The following is a 17982-nucleotide window of genomic DNA, read 5'->3' on the forward strand; positions in this document are numbered from 1 at the left end:
TGGGTGGAAGAAAGACTTTAAAGGTTAGGCTTTCTTATCAAAAAGGAATCCTATCATCCGATCCAATGATTCGGCAAATGCTAGCGCCTCTTCATTTGGAATCTGACGTATTACTTTATCAGTTGTTAAATCACGCACTTCCACAACAACCTGCTCTGAAGCTTTATCAACCGAAAAACTCAACGAGCGCTGGCCACTTTCCATCATCTCATTAAGACGATCAATAGCAGCATCTAACTTCTCTGCTGAAACCTCTTGGGTCTGTTGAAACTGCTCGTTTTTCTGCGGTGCTTCAACAGGCTGAGGCTTAACCTGACTTACGGTTTGTTGAGTCTGCTGTGACGGCTGAATGACATTAGCAGCTGCCCCCATCGATTCAATACCCATAACTCAATCCTCTTATTTAACCTTGTGAAAATTCCCCCATCATCGTTATAGACTCAGGGGGATCAACACTCTACTAGGCACTTAGCTTAATAGTATAGCTAGTATTTACTGAAGTAGAGATAGTACTTGCTGTGGTGCAGCGTTAGCCTGAGCCAACATTGCTGTACCTGCCTGCTGTAGTACCTGAGCTCTTGATAGGGCTGCAGATTCTGAAGCAAAGTCAGCATCTTCGATACGTGAACGGGCAGCCGAAACGTTTTCAGATACGTTTGACAAGTTATTCACTGTAAAGTCTAGACGGTTATTAACCGCACCCAAATCACCTCGAGTGGAGTTAATCTGCTCAAGTGCAGAGTCAATAATATCTATAGCTTCCTGTGCACCACTAGCAGTCGAAATATCGATACTTGCTACGCTACCACCAGCACCTGCTGCAGCATTGGTTTCATTTAGACCAAAGATAGTCTCCATCGCAGCTTCATCACCATCTTTGTATGAGATAGAGATATCACCACCATCAACGGAGGTAAGTTTTAAAGCATCAGTTACGCCATTAGCACCATCTAGAGACGCTGTCACACCTGTTTCATCTGTGTAAGAGTTCAACCAAGCAACCAAATCACTTTCTTCACCAGCAGTGCTGTTACCGTCATAATCAACAGTTGAATCGTACTCACCAAGCGTTACGCCATTTATAGTAACCTGACCCGCATCAACATCGCCCTGCGCTTGAGCTTGATAGCCTGTTACAGTACCCGCTTCTAAACGAGTATCTAAACCAACAACATCAGCATGAGCTGCATCATTATATTCAATGGTTACAGCATCGCCAGAATCGTCAGAGATGGTAAGCGCAGCTTCAAACGTTGCATTCGTAAATGTACCAATGGCATCATTTAACGTAGCACCACTTGCAGAAAGCGCAACATTATCAGCACCCTCTACAGATACAGTCAGGTAGCCATCATCATTAATCTCTGCCTGAATAAGACCGTTAGATACTTCGTTAGCTTTATCAGCCAACTCCTGAAGAGAACCCGTCTCAGATACCTGGAACGTCTGCACATCGCCATTCGCCATAGTTACTGCAAACTGAATGTATTCACCTGAAGCAACGATACCGTCACCCGATGTTGTCGCTGTAGCTTCAGCCAATGTACCAACTGTCACGCCGGCAACGTTGGAGTTAACTGTATCAATAGCATCCTGCAGAACAGTTTCAGCAGACAAATCGCCGATATCAATACCGTTAATAGACATTGTCTCTGTGCCGTCAAATGTCTGCAACTGAGTCAATAGGTCATTGCCCGAATCTGTTGCACCAATAATAGATGCACCCGTACCATTACCTAAAGATTGAGTATCTGTCGCACCAATGTTTAGCGCGATAGTTTCATTGGCATCAGCACCGGCTTGTAGCTCAACCTCACCTAAAGTGCCGTCAAGAATATTAAGGCCGTTGAATTTAGTTGTTTCAGAGATACGATCGATCTCAGCAATCAACTGCTGAACCTCAGCATCCAATGTTGCACGGTTACCATCATCGTAAGTACCGTTGGCAGACTGGATAGATAGTTCACGCATACGCTGTAGGATGTTAGTTGTTTCATCCAACGCACCCTCAGCCGTCTGAATTAGAGAGATACCATCGTTTGCATTTCGTACCGCTTGATCCAAACCACGAACCTGTGAAGTCATGCGGTTAGAGATTGCCAAGCCCGCTGCATCATCTGCCGCAGAGTTGATACGTTTACCACTAGATAAACGCTCCATTGCCTGGTTCTGATCATTCTGTGAAAGCGTTAGGTTACGCTGAGCATTCAGCGACATGATGTTTGAATTAATTACCATTGACATGAGTTTATTCTCCTCATACTCAGCCGAGTTTGACCGACCGTAATAAAAATATTTTCTTTTTGAATTTCCAACTTTAAAAAGACTGAAAATCCAAGCTTGTGTAGGTTATCGACCATTGACAAAAACCCTTTAGAAAAAACATTTACTTTTTTCCTAAGCATTTTTCCAAGTAGCCCAATGCCTCGTTGATTTTTGTTATCGGCACCTTCAAACTGATCATTAGTATTTTTTGGAGAAAAGCATGAACCCTTTAATAAAGCTCGCAGAAGAAGCACTAGAACAATCCACCAATATGGAGGTATTAGCGCAAGAAGGAAGATGGGACGAGTTAACCGACTTACAAAAGATACACACAGCCACTATAGAAAAAATAATGACAGCAGAAGCCGATGATGCCATTAAATCTCAACTACGCGCTTTATTATTAGAGATAAAAACAACTAACAACCGCACAATGGATCTAGCTGGCGACTATAAATTAAAGCTCGTTAAGGAGAAGAAAACCTTAGGACAAGGTGCAAAAATGCAAAAAATGCTGAACGCATTAAAGTAGATAAAAGTCATTACCACCACTCTCACCTACTTTAATACTGCGACAAACCAACAGGCCTACCTAAGCGCCAGCACTCTATTCATTGATTTTTGGATGTAACAAGCGCGCAATTGCGGGTAACAATATCAACGCACCCAACATATTCCAGATAAACATAAAGGTAAGTAGAACCCCCATATCCGCTTGAAACTTAATAGGCGAGAAAGTCCAAAGAACAACCCCTATTGCCAACGTCAATCCAGTAAATGCGACAGACTTACCCGTACTTTGTAAAGTTTCAAGATAGGCCTCAGCCAAGCTATGACCTTTCTGCAGATAGGTCTGCATTTTTGAATAAATATAGATACCATAATCCACACCTATACCAACACCTAAAGCGATCACCGGTAATGTAGCGACTTTTACGCCAATACCTAATTTAGCCATCAACGCCTGACATAGGATTGAGGTTAATATCAAGGGCGCGATGATGCAGACTACCGTACGAAGCGATCTAAAGGTCAATAAGCACAGGAAGCTCACCACAGAATAAACCCAGATCAGCATCTCATACTGGGCCATTTCAATCACTTCGTTTGTTGCGGCCTCAAAGCCTGCTTTGCCTGCCGCCATATTAAACTTGATTGTATCTGTCTCGTATTGAGCAACAAAACCATCGACAGCAACTGTCACCGCTTTTAATGTTTCTGCTTTATGATCATCAAGGAAAATAATAACCGGTAATAAAGAGCAGCTACTGTTCATCAGTCCCGCTGGAACATAAGAGAGAGAGGCATTAATCACGTACTGATTACGTATTACCGAACGCCATTTCAGACTCCCCTCATTCAAACCTGCCGTTACACGTTCCGATACATCCACCAGCGAAATACTGGATTGCACCCCAGAAACATTCCGTAAGTAAAATTGGAAACGATCGACTAAAGCCAACGTTTCATAGCGACTACAATGTTCTTTTGGCGTAGAAACCATCACAACAAACACGTCACTCGAAGTAGAGTAATTAGCGGTAATAAAACTATTATCTAAGTTATAACGAGAATCCTCTCGCAACTCTGGGGCACCCACATCCAAATCGCCAATCTGTAACCCTTTACTCCCATAAATACCTAAAACCGCGAGACAGATAGCAATCACAACAGCGACTATAGCTCCTTTTTGAGTAGCGAAGACACTTAACAAGTGCCAATGGGAATCCTTTTTCTCTATTCCTTTTTTGGCTTTAGTTATAGCGTTACGACCCACCCCAAAATAACTCATTAACAAAGGGAGCAGCATTAAATTGGTTAAAATAATAACGGCAACACCAATAGATGCAGCTACAGCCAGGTCTTGAATAACTTGGATCTCGATTACCATCAACGTAATAAAGCCGATACCATCTGAAATCAGCGCCGTTAACCCAGGAATATAGATTGTTTTAAAAGCATGCTTTGCCGCTTGAAGCTTATCAGCCCCATTCGTAGCAGACTCTAGTGTGATTGTATTTACAATTTGAACGCCATGGCTGACCGCAATAGCAAACACCAAAAATGGCACTAACATCGAATAAGGGTCGATTCCATAACCAAGGAGATTCAATACACCTAACTGCCATATGACCGCTGCAAGAGAACAGATTAAAGGAATAATCGTACCCATTACACTGCCGGAATAGAGATAGAGCAGCACCATAGTGACCACAAAAGCGATCGCAAAAAATAGAGCCACCTCAACCGCACCATCAATCAGGTCACCAACAATTTTCGCAAATCCGGTGATATGAATACTGATATTTTCAGAACTATATTTATCTCTAACCAGCTTTTCTAACAGAGCGGAAAACTCTTTATAATCAAGCTTCTCCCCTGTCTCTGGATCTTTATCAAAAAGAGGCACCTGCACCATAGCTGAGCGAAAATCATTACCTACTAATATTCCCACCTGACCTGAGCGAAGAATATTGGTGCGTACGAGCTCTAAACTTTCTTTTGAACCATCATATTTGGCAGGTATTACTGGACCACCAACAAAACCATCTTCAGTCACTTCAGTCCAGCGTACATTAGGTGTCCAAATAGACTTTAATGCGGAACGATCAACCCCAGGAATAAAAAACAGCTCATCAGTCACACTTTTGAGAGTTGACTGAAATTCAGCACTAAATATATCGCCATTTTTTGCTGCAACAACAACACGAATACTATTACCTAAACCCGCTAAATCATCTTTATAGCGCATATAGTTTTCAACAAACGGATGTTGAGCAGGGATCATTTTCACAAAACTAGCATCAGGACGAATCTGTGAGGCCTGCCAAGTAAAGAATAAAGTGGCAATCAAAAAACCGACTAAAAGCAATTTCCGATAACTAAAAAGTACCCGCTCAGCTAGTTTTTCACTGGTATTAATCGGCCAGAGCAGTATTGAGGACAACCTTTTCATTAGTCAGTCCCTCCGTTCAAATCAATTCGAGAAACACCACCTTCGCCGACTACAATAAGATACTGCCCTACAGACTCGACAGCACTATAACTCCTAAGACCACGTTTTTGGAAAGGCACAAAAGCCTCTCCCTGCTTTTGTAATAAAGCCCCCCCCTGCCCAACAAGATAGGCAATATCATCAACCACTATTGCGTCATTAATTGTTGCAGTTGAGCCTATATCAATTTTATTCCAAACAGTGCTGCCCAATTCATCTCGAGTACGCTTAAGCACAGTACCTCTCAACCCCATTAGATAAAGACTATCTGCCTCAACTGCTGAGAAAAGGGAACCTTGGTAAGGCAACTCAACTTTATGCCAGCTCCCCCCATTATCAAGACTCTCAATCAACAGCCCAGCCTCACCTAAGATCAACAAATGCCCCGCTTGCGTTTGGATTACTCTATTCAAATGCAAACTGTCTGGATTAGGTAATTTATACCCTTCGTAAACCCAACTTAAACCACCATCATTTGTTTTAAGAAAAAGCCCATACGCACCTACCGCATAACCCGTTAGCGAGTCTAAAAAGATAATATCAAGTAGTGGAGAACTAGGACCCTCTTCAACAGCTATTTTTGCATCATCCAGCTGGTAACCAAGATTTTCTAATAAATCAGCATCAACAGCGCCCAAACTGTTTTGATAATTAAATTCAGTCTCAAGCGCATCTACCCTTAACTGATTAATCACAGCACCATCTAATCTCTTTTGCCAAGACAGGCCACCATCTTTAGTCCCTAAAATGACACCATCATGCCCTACAGCCCAGCCTGTTTGTTTATCAAAAAAGTTCAAGCTTGTAATTAAAGTGCTGGTAGGAACTTCCGCTTGCTTCCAAGTTAACGCACGATCTCCCGAATAGATAATCACCCCTTGCTCACCCCCAGCAACCAAGCGTTTACCAGCACGTGAAATAGTAAGTAAAAGGGATTTTTCAGGAGCCGCCTGCTGTATCGCAGACTGAACAAGACGATCAGCTAATACACATTGAGATAATGCTAAAAAGCAACCAAAGACCACACTGTAAGAAAACGTTATTTTGCTCATCTAAAGCCCAGTTATTATTTTTTTGTCGGGAGTTTTAATAGCTAAAAAGCATCTACCTTTAACGCAAACACAGCAATAACATTCTTTCCCATTATCACTAACAATATAGGTCACTATAGCAAACCCATCTACACATCTATCATAACCATAATGCAATGGAAGGCTTATATTGACTAGCGTCATTCAAAACTAATTTATCAGCTACACCTATCAAGCGAAGCACAAAAAAGGCCCTAAAAACACGTTGCTCTGCGTCCGCTCTTCTTTTTAACGCCTAAACTCAGGCTCTAAGGTCGATCCAGCTATTTCACGGTCATAGAATGTTTTTATCTAGACTTAGCCATATTCGGCAATTATTGTTTCACATAGCGTTTGAGATTGATTATCATTAACAAAAAACTTGCCGAGTTCTCTATGTCAAAACCAAAAACCTTATGTAAATTAAAAAAGGCAGATATAGAAGAGCAGTTCAAGACACTTGCAAGCTATACTCGCTCCAGCTGCTATCTATGCAAAAAGTGCGCACGCTCTGCTAACGCCAAAAAGTGGTTATGCAAACCTGAAATGATTTAAAATCCGCTAAAGATTATTTTAAAAGGATCCAATTATTATGCTAAGCCCTGCAATGCTTGAAAAACTTAACGAGCAGATAAACTTAGAGTTTTTCTCTTCAAACCTCTACCTACAGATGGGGGCATGGGCTGAATCTAAAGGCTTTGAGGGTTGTTCCGCATTCTTATACAAACATGCTGACGAAGAGATGTCACACATGAAACGTTTATTCACTTATGTGAATGAAACCGGCGCAACAGCAATGATAGGTGCTATAGATGCACCCGATGCGGAATACAATTCAATTAAAGATCTCTTTGAAAAAGTATATGAGCATGAGTGCTTCATTACTGGAAAGATCAATGAATTAGCCCACACCGCTTTTACTCACCACGATTACTCAACCTTCAGCTTTCTCCAATGGTATGTCGCAGAACAGCATGAAGAAGAGAAACTCTTCAATGGCATTTTAGATAAAATCAAGATTATCGGCGAAGATGGCAAAGGATTGTTCTTTATCGATAAAGAGATTGGCGAATTAGCCAAAAATGGTTCAGGTGGCAGCGTTATGGATGGTGCATCAGATAAAATATAAAAACCATGATTATCAATCAGTTATGAAACAACTCTACAAACAACACCAAGTTTTATCAAAAACTTTCTGTTTTTTATAGATTTTATTCTAAAGATTTTGATAGGCTGTCCGATAAATACTTTCAAAGCAGCCTCTCATGCCTAATACAGGGAAGGAGAATAAAGCGTGAATACTGATTGTGTACTTTGTTTTGAGCTAGTAAAAACAGGGAAAGAACACCCTTCATTAAAAACCGTCAGCGACCTTGGCCATTCACAAATCTGTAAATGTGGCGAATGCGGCTCTCTACTAATGAGTACAGCAGGCGAATGGGAGACCGTACTTAAAGGCTCCATTTCTCGACGCCAAAAGCAGAATAAGAAAAACGCTGCATAAGAGTTATTTTTTTACTAAATAACTTGGCAGCGAGCGCCTCTACGCGTAGTTTTATCCTAACTAGTAACAGGATAAAACTGCGGTACTTATGGACTCTCTGCGCGAACTGATAGATCAAGACAATAATCACAATCTATTAGATCTACTATCGAGCTTATGCCAAGGCTCTATAGCAGTAGATGAAAATTGCAACATCCTATGGATGAGCAATGCATATAAAGAGCTTATAGATATAGCCCCCGACGTCGACCCAACTGGCTGTCATGTAGAGCAACTCCTCCCTACTACCCAACTCCCTCGCGTTATAAAAAGCGGCAAACCTAGTTTTGTTGACCTTATGCAGATAAAGCATCGCTGGTGCGTTGTCACCCGTTTACCCATTAAAAACGAAAATCAGCAAACTATAGGTGCGATCGGCTTTGTTTTTTATGATGACTTAGAAAGCTTACAACCTCTGTTTGATAAATTTGCCCGCTTACGCCGCAAATTTGAAGATGAAAAGATCCTAAGACCTAGTCGATATGCATTAGACGACATGCTTGGCCGCTCCCAACCGACAGAATTATTACGACGCCAAGCGCTTCGAGCCGCACAATTAGACACAACCCTCCTTCTTCTTGGCGAAACCGGCACGGGTAAGGAATTATTAGCCCAAGGCATCCATCACGCATCAACCAGAAGAAGCGCCCCTTTCGTGGGCATTAACATGGGAGCATTACCTGAAGCCCTAGCCGAAGCGGAATTATTTGGCAGCGCCCCAGGTGCGTACACTGGCGCCAATAGCAAAGGACGTATAGGCAAAGTACAACTGGCCGATGGTGGCACACTTTTTCTTGATGAAATAGCCGAAATGCCATTAGCTATGCAAGCAAAACTACTCCGAGTACTACAAGAAAGAGAAGTTGAGGCCTTAGGCTCCAACCGCTTAGAAAAAGTAGACGTCAGGATCATTGCAGCCACAGCAAAAGATCTTCGAGAACTAGTAGAAAAGGGCCTGTTCCGAGAAGATCTGTACTACCGACTCAATGTACTCCCCATAAATTTGCCACCTTTAAGGGAGCGACGAGAAGATATCCCAGAACTCTCTCAACATATGTTGCAGCAGATCCAACATCAATCACAGCTACCAGAACTATCCCTTTCACCAGCAGCCTATGAGTGGCTTAAAAGCTATCACTGGCCTGGAAATATTCGAGAACTAAGAAACAGAATTGAACGCGGCTGCGTGATGGCCGAAGGAGAATTCATAGAAGCCAACGATCTAGGCGCATTAGACGATTTACCCCACACTACATCAAACCAACCAACAGCAACCGATTTAAAAAGCAAAAGAGCACAAACAGAAATAGACGCAATAAAACAAGCCATTCAAAGCTGTAACGGAAACAAAACCGCCGCAGCGAAAATGCTTGGCATATCAAGGGCAAGTTTATACTTACACTTAAACAAAGCGTCCAATAATTAATACACCCAAAAAAAACAAACGTCTAACATTTAAGACATATCTAGTTATTTCTCACCCCACAAAAAAAGCAACCCCTTGTTTACAAACATGTTTAAAACATTGGCCATCCATTTGCTACATCTGTAATACTAAAAATAATAATAGACAATTAGGTCCTCCATGAGTCAACGTCCAAGCAAGCTCATTACCGCATCACGAGCGGCAGAACTAATTCAATCCAATGACATGATTGTTACAGGCGGATTTATCGGCATTGGATTCGCAGAAACCTTAGCTACCGCCATTGAAAAGCGCTTCCTAGAAGAGGGCGAACCTAATAATCTCAACTTATTCTATGCAGCAGGGCAAGGTGACACTAAACATCGCGGATTAAACCATTTTGGCCATCAAGGCATGGTGAAACGTGTTATAGGCGGACACTGGGGACTAGCTCCAACGCTTGGCAAACTGGCCATAGATAATCAAATTGAAGCCTACAATTTGCCTCAAGGGGTTATCTGCCATATGTTTCGAGATATAGCTGCAGGTAAGCCGGGAACCCTCACTACAGTCGGCTTACATACTTTTGTGGATCCAAGAATTGAAGGCGGAAAAATAAATTCACGCTCCACAGAAGATCTTGTTCAACTACTCGATATAAACGGCCAAGAGTGCCTGCTTTACAAACACTTTCCCCTGAATATTGCACTACTTCGCGGAACAACTGCAGATAGAAATGGCAATATATCAATGGAACGGGAAGCACTCCCCCTCGATTCCTTAGCCATCGCCCAAGCGGTAAAAAATTGCGGCGGAATCGTCTTAGTGCAAATAGAACAAATAACAGACGAACACCTGCTGACTCCCGACCGCGTCCGTATCCCTGGCATCTTAGTAGACCACATTATTCTTTCCACACCCGAAGACCACCCACAAACATTCGCTGAACCCTTTAACCCAGCGTATTCAGGGCAAGTACGAAACACAGCCCAACAATCAGGCAAAACCTCTCTCGATGCCCGCAAAATCATTGCACGCCGAGCCTTGGTGGAATTAAAAAAGAATTCGATTGTAAACCTAGGTATAGGCATGCCTGAGATGATCGCCACTGTAGCCGCTGAAGAAAATAAGGGTGATGATTTCACTTTAACAGTAGAGCCAGGCGGCATTGGCGGCCAACCCGCAAGTGGATTAAGCTTTGGTGCGGTCAGCAACGCCCAAGCCATTATTGATCAGCCGGCTCAATTTGATTTTTACGATGGCGGTGGATTGGATCAGGCTTTCTTAGGCCTCGCTGAGACCTGCCCAGAAGGACATGTAAACGTCAGCCGCTTTGGCACAAAACTAGCGGGCGCTGGCGGGTTTATAAACATAACGCAAAATACACAGGATGTTTATTTTTTAGGTACATTCACCTCAGGCAAACAACAACTAGAAGTGATCAATGGCACGTTAAAAATTACTACTAACGGCACCCTAAAAAAATTCAAGAAGAACGTACAGCAGATCACATTCAATGGTAACTACGCTATGGAATGCCAACAACAAGTAACATTCATCACAGAGAGAGCTGTATTCAAACTCACAAAAAACGGCCTACTCTTGACCGAAATAGCACCAGGGGCCGATCTCCAAACTGATATTTTAGATCAAATGGAATTTATCCCGCTTATCGATGACAACCTAAGCTTAATGGATGCTAGGCTTTTTCAAGACAAACCAATGCATCTTGAACACCCCGGTAGTCGCTCGATGACACAGATGCGCTCTTTAATGAAAAATGTTTTAAGCCGATCAGAATATCCACAACCTGAACAGGCAACAAAAAACACAAGTTGAGCGCGACCTACAGTCCATCCACTTAGGTGTGAATGATTAAGTTTATCTATATAACGCGTGTGCAGCGCTATTGTGCAGAAGGTAAACAAGCCATATCACACCTAAAACCAGAAAACAGGGAATGATAAAGCATTGTACAAAACCTAATAGAACCGAGATAAGAACACACGCTTTGTTCTACCTTTAGGCTAGAAAACGCTATATCACCCCTGTTTTCAGGATGGTATTAAAACAATTCTTATTGCATCAGGCAGCAAAATAAATATTTGATGACTCGCATTTACACAAATATCAATTAATCTTTATACAGCCAATTCCTATTTAATCGTTGGGTACCTCAAATGAAAAAGCTCACGTTGGTGCGCCATGCAAAATCCAGCTGGAAGCATCCTGAATTAACTGATTTTGAGCGTCCACTTAATAAAAGAGGAAAGCGAGATCTCCCTGCAATGGTTGAACGCTTAGCCGATTACCAATTAACACCGGATACGCTTCTTAGTAGCGGCGCTACACGAACCCTCTCAACGGCAAAAGCGATCTGCAGCCGACTCGCTATACCACAAAACCAAATACTTGAGATTCCAGAGCTTTACGAATCATCCGCAGAAACACTCTTGCTTGTATTACAAAACATGCCCGAATCATATAAGCACATTATGCTTGTAGGCCATAACCCTGGACTCGAACACTTAGCATCGATCTTACGCCAAGAGAGCGTCACTAAATTCCCCACCGCGGCTGTTATGCATCTACACTTAAGTATCAAGAACTGGCATGAGCTAGCAGAAGGTTGCGCAAGCTTATCCCTGTTTGATTACCCGAAAAAACACATAACAAGCAATGAATAGAGGCAATGCTACGACTCTTAGATAAATAAGCATCATCTATCCCTTAGCATTAAACACCTATGCTAAAATAGCGGCACTTTTTACTTATAGGGTAGCCCAAAGTGGAACTTTATCTTCACTCACTTAGCTTTACTGCCAATATAGTTGCACCAATTTTCTTTATCGTCTTTCTTGGTTATTTGCTCAAACGCTTGAAGGTGATTGATGAGGGTTTTATCCACACAGCCTCAAAACTGGTATTTGTAATCACCCTACCAACCCTCGTATTTATGTCTATCTCTCGGACTGATTTCCAAGCCGTCTTCAATCCTCAACAGCTTGGTTTTGTGCTAATTAGCACTTTTATATCCTTTATCGCTCTCTGGGCTATAGGGAAATATTGGATTAAGCGACCAGAGGACTTAGGGGTATTTATTCAAGGCGCATTCCGTAGCAACTATGGAATTATCGGCCTCGCGGTAAGTTACAACCTTTTTTCTGATTCAGGGCTAGCGCAAGCGTCTTTGCTATTGGCCTTAGTCATCCCTATGTATAACGTATTATCCATTGTAGCTTTGACGATTCCCGCCCAAAGAAGCGGTGCCTCTAATATAGGCAGCACCCTTTATGAAATAATAAAGAATCCATTAATCATTGCTGTACTGCTTGCCCTACCTTTCTCTTATTTTGGCTTCAAACTACCTGAAATTGCCCAAAATACGGGACGCTATTTCGCTAATTTAACGCTACCACTGGCATTACTAGCTATAGGCGGGTCACTTAACTTGGCTAGTTTAAGGAACACATCATCGCAAGCAACTTGGGCCACGCTCAGCAAGCTAGTCTTTATCCCTTTAGTACTAACAATCGCCGCTTGGCTTTATGGCTTTAAAGGTCAAGATTTAGCAATGATGATGGTACTGTTCGGATGTCCTACAGCCGCTGCCAGTTTCGTTATGGCGAAAAGTATGGGCGGTAATGCTGAACTCGCCGCTAATATTATTTTAATGACCACCTTAGGGTCCGTACTCACTCTCAGTGCGGGGATCTATCTCCTAAGAGTAATCGCCATTATTTAAAGCGACTTAATCGGAATAGACAGGGTATCTACGTGCGCCATCTCTTTAAAGCAGATCCACTTGCTAACGCTTACAAAGCTATTTTGGCTGATGATAAGGAGAAACTACTCAAGTATTTAAGAAAGATAAAACCGAGTGATATTGATAAATTATCATCAGATACAACACCAGGATTAGTTGAAGCCTGCATTATTCAACAACGCCCCCATCTTCTGACATTAATACTTGAACAGGGCGCATCAGCAACAGGAAAAACCGTTAATGATCACCCTTTCGGCATATTATCCATTAAGCAAGAAGCTAGCCTTCGCCTCCTTACCGCACTTCTAAGCGCAGGTAATAACGAAGATAGGGATCAACTATTAGCGGCTTGTTTTGAGTACAGCCAACCTACACAGCTAATGCTTCATATAAGTCTCTTAATTCAGCACGGTGCCGAAATTAAAGAGTCCATAGTAATAAAAGCATTAAAAATGGGCGACCGCCCCTTAATACACTTCCTAATTAATTCAGGGGCTGTACTACCTAAACAGGTGGATATGGATGAGATTGACGAGGAGACACTTACATATGCTAATAAGTGCGCCGAAGATCTACAGATCAGGAGGATGTTTCTCTAATAAAATTTAAGCCAGCCTAGCATTATCCACGGTGATGAGGTTCATGAGTCGCCATCGCTGCCGGAGAGCACACCGAACAATGCGGATCTTTCCGTAATTTCAGCGTTCGCCATTCCATTGATTTCGCATCCAGCAACATCAAACGCCCCGCTAAACTTTCACCCACAGAGGCAAGTACTTTCAAGGCCTCCATTGCCTGAATAGAACCAATAATCCCTACTAAGGGTGATAGCACACCAGACTCTGAGCAGGTTAACGCCTCATCACTTCCCTCAGTATAAAGGCATTGATAACAAGGTGATTCCAACTTGAGAGGATCATAGACAGCAACTTGCCCTTCCATACGGATAGCTGCTCCAGAAACAAGCGGCTTTTTATGTCGAAAGCATGCACGATTAATAGCAAAACGCGTAGTAAAATTGTCAGTACAGTCGACCACTAGATCAACCGTAGCGATTAAACGCTGAAGCGCGCTTTCATCAAGACGCTCGTAGATGGTCTTCACTCGAACATCAGGATTCAAAGAGGCGATCGTATTACGAGCAGAATCTACTTTAGCCTGACCAATCCGTTTACTGTTATGAATAACTTGGCGCTGTAAATTAGAAAGTTCAACCTCATCATCATCAAGCAGAACCAGTTCCCCTACACCCGCGGCAGCAAGATACATAGCAACAGGACTACCCAACCCACCTAGACCGACAATCAAAACCGTTGAATTCAACCATGTTTCCTGACCATTAATATCCACATCAGGCAACATTATTTGACGACTGTAACGTAATAGCTGCTCATCACTCAGCATTAGAGCTCTCCAACAATGCTTTTATTTATAGGTATCAGCACTTTATCCACTGCCCTAAAGTTACGCGTTCATTATTGCCATAGTCACGAAGAGTTTCCACTTTTTCATAACCTAAACCATTCAGAAGCGCTCGGCAGTTTTCCCCTTGATCATAACCATGCTCAAACAACAAAAAACCACCGTCACAAAGAAAGTCACGCGCTTGATCGCTAATCAACTCAATATCAGCCATCCCCTTTTTATCAGCAATGAGTGCCGACAAAGGCTCAAAACGCACATCACCTTGCATCAAATGAGGGTCATTAGGGTCTATATAAGGGGGATTACTAACAATCAGATCATATTGCCCTGAATGGGGCTCAAACCAGCTACCCTGCAGTAAGCTCACATTATGCAGCTTAAGCTTATCCCTATTTCGTTCAGCAAGCGCCACCGCCTCCGCCACATAGTCCGATGCTACAATTGTCCACTCAGGTCGCTCCCAAGCTAAAGCCAATGCAATAGCCCCCGTCCCTGTGCCTAAATCAGCAACACGGGCAGAAGAAGGAAGATCAAGCGCCAATACCTGCTCAACTAATATCTCAGTGTCAGGACGCGGAATTAATGTATGAGGAGAAACTTCAAGATCAAAATCCCAAAATCCTCGCGCGCCTAAAATATGGGCCACCGGCTCGCCATCACAACGGCGCTGAATCATTACTTCTAGCTGAGCAGTGATCGTTTGAGGTAGCTCTTTTTCTGGCCAAGTGAAAAGATAACTACGGGGCTTGCTTAACAAAGAACAGAGCATCAATTCAATATCCAACGCTGCGGATTCTGATTTATCTTCTAATTGTGAATACAGCGCAAGTGCTTGTTGGATCTGCATAAAACCACATTTTTTAAACTAAGATAAAGAAAAGGGCCATAACGGCCCTTAACATTTAACTTTCCTCTGACAGAGCGCCGAGCTGCTCGGCTTGATACTCTTGCAGCAAAGGCTCAACTACATGCTGTAACTCACCACCGATAATCTCTTGTAACTTATAAAGTGTGAGATTAATACGATGATCCGTTACGCGACCTTGTGGGTAATTATAGGTACGGATACGTTCAGAACGATCTCCGCTACCCACTAGACCTTTACGCGTACTCGCCATCTCTGCCGCGTTACGCTCATCTTCAGCGGCCTGTAAGCGAGATGCCAATAATGACATCGCTTTTGCACGGTTCTTATGCTGCGAACGCTCCTCCTGACACTCAACCACTACACCCGTCGGTATATGTGTTAAACGTATAGCAGAGTCCGTTTTGTTGACGTGCTGACCACCCGCACCTGAGGCTCGGAAGGTGTCCACACGGAGATCACCTTTATTGATCTCAATCTCTGCAGATTCATCCATTTCAGGCATCACTGCAACGGTACAAGCTGAGGTATGCACACGACCTTGAGATTCAGTTTCAGGAACCCTCTGCACACGATGCGCGCCTGATTCAAATTTCAATTTAGAATAAACATCGGTGCCAACAATCCGCGATATAACCTCTTTATAACCACCATGATCTCCCTCATTGACACTTACAACCTCAACGCGCCAACCTTGCACTTCAGCAAAACGGGAGTACATACGAAAAAGGTCACCCGCAAAAATAGCGGCCTCGTCACCACCGGTTCCTGCTCGCACCTCTAAAAACACGTTACGCGAATCGTTTGGATCTTTTGGCAGTAACAGTACTTCTAGCTCAGACTCTAACTTTTCAATGCGTGCTTTAACCTCTGGGTATTCCTCTTTCCCCATCTCACGCATATCCGGGTCGCTATCATTCATCATAGCTTCCGCTTCACCCATATCTTCTACGGCTTGATTATAAGCAGCAAACCCCTGAACCACAGGCTCAAGCTCCGAATACTCTTTAGAGTAATCGCGAAATTTATTTTGATCAGTAATAACTTCAGCATCGGACAGCAAAGCCGCAAGCTCTTCATAACGATCGCTGAGTTTTTCGAGCTTACTTACGATTGATTCTTTCATTATTTCTCGTTTTTAAATGGATCACCGATCTGATGCAGCTCCTGCACAAGATCCAATAGATCGGTACGACCTTCAGCACTTGCTTTACGCATCTGAATCGTCGGATGATGGAGCAACTTATTTGTTAATCCGCGCGCTAACATCTGCAATATTTCGTCAGCCGGCTTCCCGTTCGCTAGTTGCTTAAGCGCTTTTTCTAATTCCTGATCACGCACTGCTTCCGCTTGACTCCGAAAAGCAGTTAATAGATCAACAGCCTCTAAAGAGCGAAGTTGACGCATAAACTCATGAGCGCCACTTTCAACAATCTCTTCAGCTTGGCGAGCCGCATTCTCACGGCTACGCTGATTTTCTTCGATAACCTCTTTTAAATCATCGACTGTATATAAATATACATCGTCCAATTCCGAAACTTGAGTTTCAATATCTCTCGGAACCGCAATATCAACCATAAAGATAGGTCGATGTTTACGCCGCTTAAGAGCAGCCTCAACCGCGCCTTTACCTAAGATAGGCAACTGACTCGCAGTTGACGAAATAACTATATCCGCTTCAGCCAAGGCATCAGGTATATCACCAAGTAAAATGGCCTGACCATCAAACTCTTCAGCTAAAGATAAGGCACGGCTTAAGGTGCGGTTAGCAACAGTAATATCTTTCACGCCCGCCTGAGAAAGGTGACGAGCCACCAGCTCTATCGTTTCTCCGGCACCGATCAACAAAGCTTTACTATCATTTAGATTTGCAAAGATATGCTGCGCCAAGCTCACAGCAGCATAAGCAACGGAAACGGGATTTTCACCTATCGCTGTATCAGTACGCACTTGTTTAGCAATAGAGAACGTTTGTTGAAACAAGCGTCCAAGTTCCGCACCTACATGACCATGCTCTTGGGAAAGACTATAAGCTGATTTCAATTGGCCCAATATTTGAGGTTCACCCAACACTAAAGAATCCAACCCACTGGCGACTCTCATCATATGCCGTGCGGCCTCTTCATCCCAGAGTGCATAAGAGCACTTCTGCAGCTCATTAGAATCAAGATTGTGATATTCACCCAGCCATTCTAATAAAGCTCGACTTCCCTCTATACCAGCAGAGCAATACAACTCAGTGCGATTACAAGTTGAAAGAATAGCGATCTCTTTAAGGCTTGCAAAATCCCGAGCAGCCAGCATCGCATCCGATAATAGCTCAGGCGCAAACGCAACGCGTTCACGCACCTCAACCGGTGCTGTTTTATGATTGATGCCTAATGCTAATAAAGCCATTTTTTCCGCCACTACTACCCACAGCCATATATACACAGTTACAACAGGCTAATGGTAACTAACCCCAATAAGCGCGCTATGATACAACGCTTTGCCCCAAAGGTTAAAACACCACTGAACATTTATAGGAACTTATTGTCAGAAATAGCGTATTAATACTAAGTAAAACCGCTTCAAGTAGCTGACAAGCAGTTACTGATTCAACTATAGTGATCAAACAATCATAGTGATGGCCTAGACATTAAGTGCAT

At 43.0% G+C, this 17982-nt stretch carries 16 protein-coding genes; 8 read left to right on the forward strand and 8 right to left on the reverse strand.

The annotated features are described in order from the left end of the window. Nucleotides 1-24: 24 nt before the first annotated feature. Both Q4492_RS13060 and Q4492_RS13065 read right to left on the reverse strand, forming a co-directional pair. The gene (locus tag Q4492_RS13060) at nt 25-387 is read right to left on the reverse strand and encodes a flagellar protein FlaG (RefSeq protein ID WP_303418682.1); all 363 of its coding nucleotides are present in this window, start codon (nt 385-387) and stop codon (nt 25-27) included. A 105-nt stretch (nt 388-492) separates the two neighbouring features. Continuing rightward, nucleotides 493-2244: a flagellin gene (locus Q4492_RS13065; RefSeq protein WP_303418684.1), complete on the reverse strand. Its 1752-nt coding sequence runs from the start codon at nt 2242-2244 to the stop codon at nt 493-495. Between the two features lie 241 nt (nt 2245-2485). Between Q4492_RS13065 and Q4492_RS13070 the strand changes: the two genes are divergently transcribed. Further along, complete coding sequence (locus Q4492_RS13070; protein WP_303418686.1) at nt 2486-2797, forward strand: hypothetical protein; 312 nt, start codon at nt 2486-2488, stop codon at nt 2795-2797. 75 nt (nt 2798-2872) lie between these two features. Here Q4492_RS13070 and Q4492_RS13075 read toward each other — a convergent pair whose 3' ends face one another. Both Q4492_RS13075 and Q4492_RS13080 read right to left on the reverse strand, forming a co-directional pair. Then, nucleotides 2873-5221 (reverse strand): RND family transporter, encoded by a 2349-nt coding sequence (locus Q4492_RS13075; RefSeq protein ID WP_303418688.1) that lies wholly within the window; start codon nt 5219-5221, stop codon nt 2873-2875. Next, nucleotides 5221-6312 (reverse strand): YCF48-related protein, encoded by a 1092-nt coding sequence (locus tag Q4492_RS13080; RefSeq protein ID WP_303418690.1) that lies wholly within the window; start codon nt 6310-6312, stop codon nt 5221-5223. The genes Q4492_RS13075 and Q4492_RS13080 overlap by 1 nt, the downstream gene beginning before the upstream one ends. A gap of 610 nt (nt 6313-6922) precedes the next feature. Here Q4492_RS13080 and ftnA point away from each other — a divergent pair. The 7 genes from ftnA (at nt 6923) to Q4492_RS13115 (ending at nt 13643) form a co-directional block, all read left to right on the forward strand. After that, nucleotides 6923-7459, forward strand: coding sequence for a non-heme ferritin (ftnA, locus tag Q4492_RS13085; protein ID WP_303418693.1), 537 nt, complete (start codon nt 6923-6925; stop codon nt 7457-7459). A 165-nt stretch (nt 7460-7624) separates the two neighbouring features. Next, nucleotides 7625-7834: a hypothetical protein gene (locus Q4492_RS13090; RefSeq protein ID WP_303418696.1), complete on the forward strand. Its 210-nt coding sequence runs from the start codon at nt 7625-7627 to the stop codon at nt 7832-7834. An 88-nt stretch (nt 7835-7922) separates the two neighbouring features. After that, complete coding sequence (locus Q4492_RS13095) at nt 7923-9299, forward strand: sigma-54-dependent Fis family transcriptional regulator (RefSeq protein ID WP_303418699.1); 1377 nt, start codon at nt 7923-7925, stop codon at nt 9297-9299. A gap of 159 nt (nt 9300-9458) precedes the next feature. Beyond that, nucleotides 9459-11117, forward strand: a complete 1659-nt coding sequence (locus tag Q4492_RS13100) for an acyl CoA:acetate/3-ketoacid CoA transferase (RefSeq protein WP_303418702.1) — start codon at nt 9459-9461, stop codon at nt 11115-11117. A gap of 341 nt (nt 11118-11458) precedes the next feature. Continuing rightward, nucleotides 11459-11965, forward strand: a complete 507-nt coding sequence (locus Q4492_RS13105; protein ID WP_303418704.1) for a histidine phosphatase family protein — start codon at nt 11459-11461, stop codon at nt 11963-11965. A 101-nt stretch (nt 11966-12066) separates the two neighbouring features. After that, a complete protein-coding gene (locus tag Q4492_RS13110; RefSeq protein ID WP_303418707.1) occupies nt 12067-13023 on the forward strand; it encodes an AEC family transporter in 957 nt (318 codons plus the stop codon). Between the two features lie 32 nt (nt 13024-13055). After that, the gene (locus Q4492_RS13115; protein ID WP_303418710.1) at nt 13056-13643 is read left to right on the forward strand and encodes a hypothetical protein; all 588 of its coding nucleotides are present in this window, start codon (nt 13056-13058) and stop codon (nt 13641-13643) included. Between the two features lie 22 nt (nt 13644-13665). On the opposite strand, the gene Q4492_RS13120 is transcribed toward Q4492_RS13115, so the two are convergent. Genes Q4492_RS13120 through hemA form a run of 4 tightly spaced genes read right to left on the reverse strand, consistent with a single transcriptional unit; the run spans nt 13666 to nt 17731 of the window. Continuing rightward, nucleotides 13666-14448 carry a molybdopterin-synthase adenylyltransferase MoeB gene (locus Q4492_RS13120; RefSeq protein WP_303418712.1) on the reverse strand — a complete coding sequence of 261 codons (783 nt, stop codon included), beginning with the start codon at nt 14446-14448 and terminating at the stop codon, nt 13666-13668. Between the two features lie 34 nt (nt 14449-14482). Further along, the gene (gene prmC, locus Q4492_RS13125; protein WP_303418716.1) at nt 14483-15316 is read right to left on the reverse strand and encodes a peptide chain release factor N(5)-glutamine methyltransferase; all 834 of its coding nucleotides are present in this window, start codon (nt 15314-15316) and stop codon (nt 14483-14485) included. Nucleotides 15317-15371: 55 nt separating this feature from the next. Further along, complete coding sequence (gene prfA / locus Q4492_RS13130) at nt 15372-16460, reverse strand: peptide chain release factor 1 (protein ID WP_303418719.1); 1089 nt, start codon at nt 16458-16460, stop codon at nt 15372-15374. Then, on the reverse strand, nt 16460-17731 hold the full coding sequence (gene hemA, locus Q4492_RS13135; RefSeq protein WP_303418722.1) for a glutamyl-tRNA reductase: 1272 nt from the start codon (nt 17729-17731) through the stop codon (nt 16460-16462). The genes prfA and hemA overlap by 1 nt, the downstream gene beginning before the upstream one ends. Nucleotides 17732-17982: the final 251 nt, after the last annotated feature.

The organism is Neptuniibacter sp. 1_MG-2023 (genome assembly GCF_030547185.1).
GTDB lineage: Bacteria > Pseudomonadota > Gammaproteobacteria > Pseudomonadales > Balneatricaceae > Neptuniibacter.

What these genes read in the sequence shown, in the direction of transcription:
- Q4492_RS13060 (WP_303418682.1), bottom strand. Translation starts at nt 387, where the DNA reads ATGGGTATTGAATCGATGGGGGCAGCTGCTAATGTCATTCAGCCGTCA.
- Q4492_RS13065 (WP_303418684.1), bottom strand. Translation starts at nt 2,244, where the DNA reads ATGTCAATGGTAATTAATTCAAACATCATGTCGCTGAATGCTCAGCGT.
- Q4492_RS13070 (WP_303418686.1), top strand. Translation starts at nt 2,486, where the DNA reads ATGAACCCTTTAATAAAGCTCGCAGAAGAAGCACTAGAACAATCCACC.
- Q4492_RS13075 (WP_303418688.1), bottom strand. Translation starts at nt 5,221, where the DNA reads ATGAAAAGGTTGTCCTCAATACTGCTCTGGCCGATTAATACCAGTGAA.
- Q4492_RS13080 (WP_303418690.1), bottom strand. Translation starts at nt 6,312, where the DNA reads ATGAGCAAAATAACGTTTTCTTACAGTGTGGTCTTTGGTTGCTTTTTA.
- ftnA (WP_303418693.1), top strand. Translation starts at nt 6,923, where the DNA reads ATGCTAAGCCCTGCAATGCTTGAAAAACTTAACGAGCAGATAAACTTA.
- Q4492_RS13095 (WP_303418699.1), top strand. Translation starts at nt 7,923, where the DNA reads ATGGACTCTCTGCGCGAACTGATAGATCAAGACAATAATCACAATCTA.
- Q4492_RS13100 (WP_303418702.1), top strand. Translation starts at nt 9,459, where the DNA reads ATGAGTCAACGTCCAAGCAAGCTCATTACCGCATCACGAGCGGCAGAA.
- Q4492_RS13105 (WP_303418704.1), top strand. Translation starts at nt 11,459, where the DNA reads ATGAAAAAGCTCACGTTGGTGCGCCATGCAAAATCCAGCTGGAAGCAT.
- Q4492_RS13120 (WP_303418712.1), bottom strand. Translation starts at nt 14,448, where the DNA reads ATGCTGAGTGATGAGCAGCTATTACGTTACAGTCGTCAAATAATGTTG.
- prmC (WP_303418716.1), bottom strand. Translation starts at nt 15,316, where the DNA reads ATGCAGATCCAACAAGCACTTGCGCTGTATTCACAATTAGAAGATAAA.
- prfA (WP_303418719.1), bottom strand. Translation starts at nt 16,460, where the DNA reads ATGAAAGAATCAATCGTAAGTAAGCTCGAAAAACTCAGCGATCGTTAT.
- hemA (WP_303418722.1), bottom strand. Translation starts at nt 17,731, where the DNA reads ATGGCTTTATTAGCATTAGGCATCAATCATAAAACAGCACCGGTTGAG.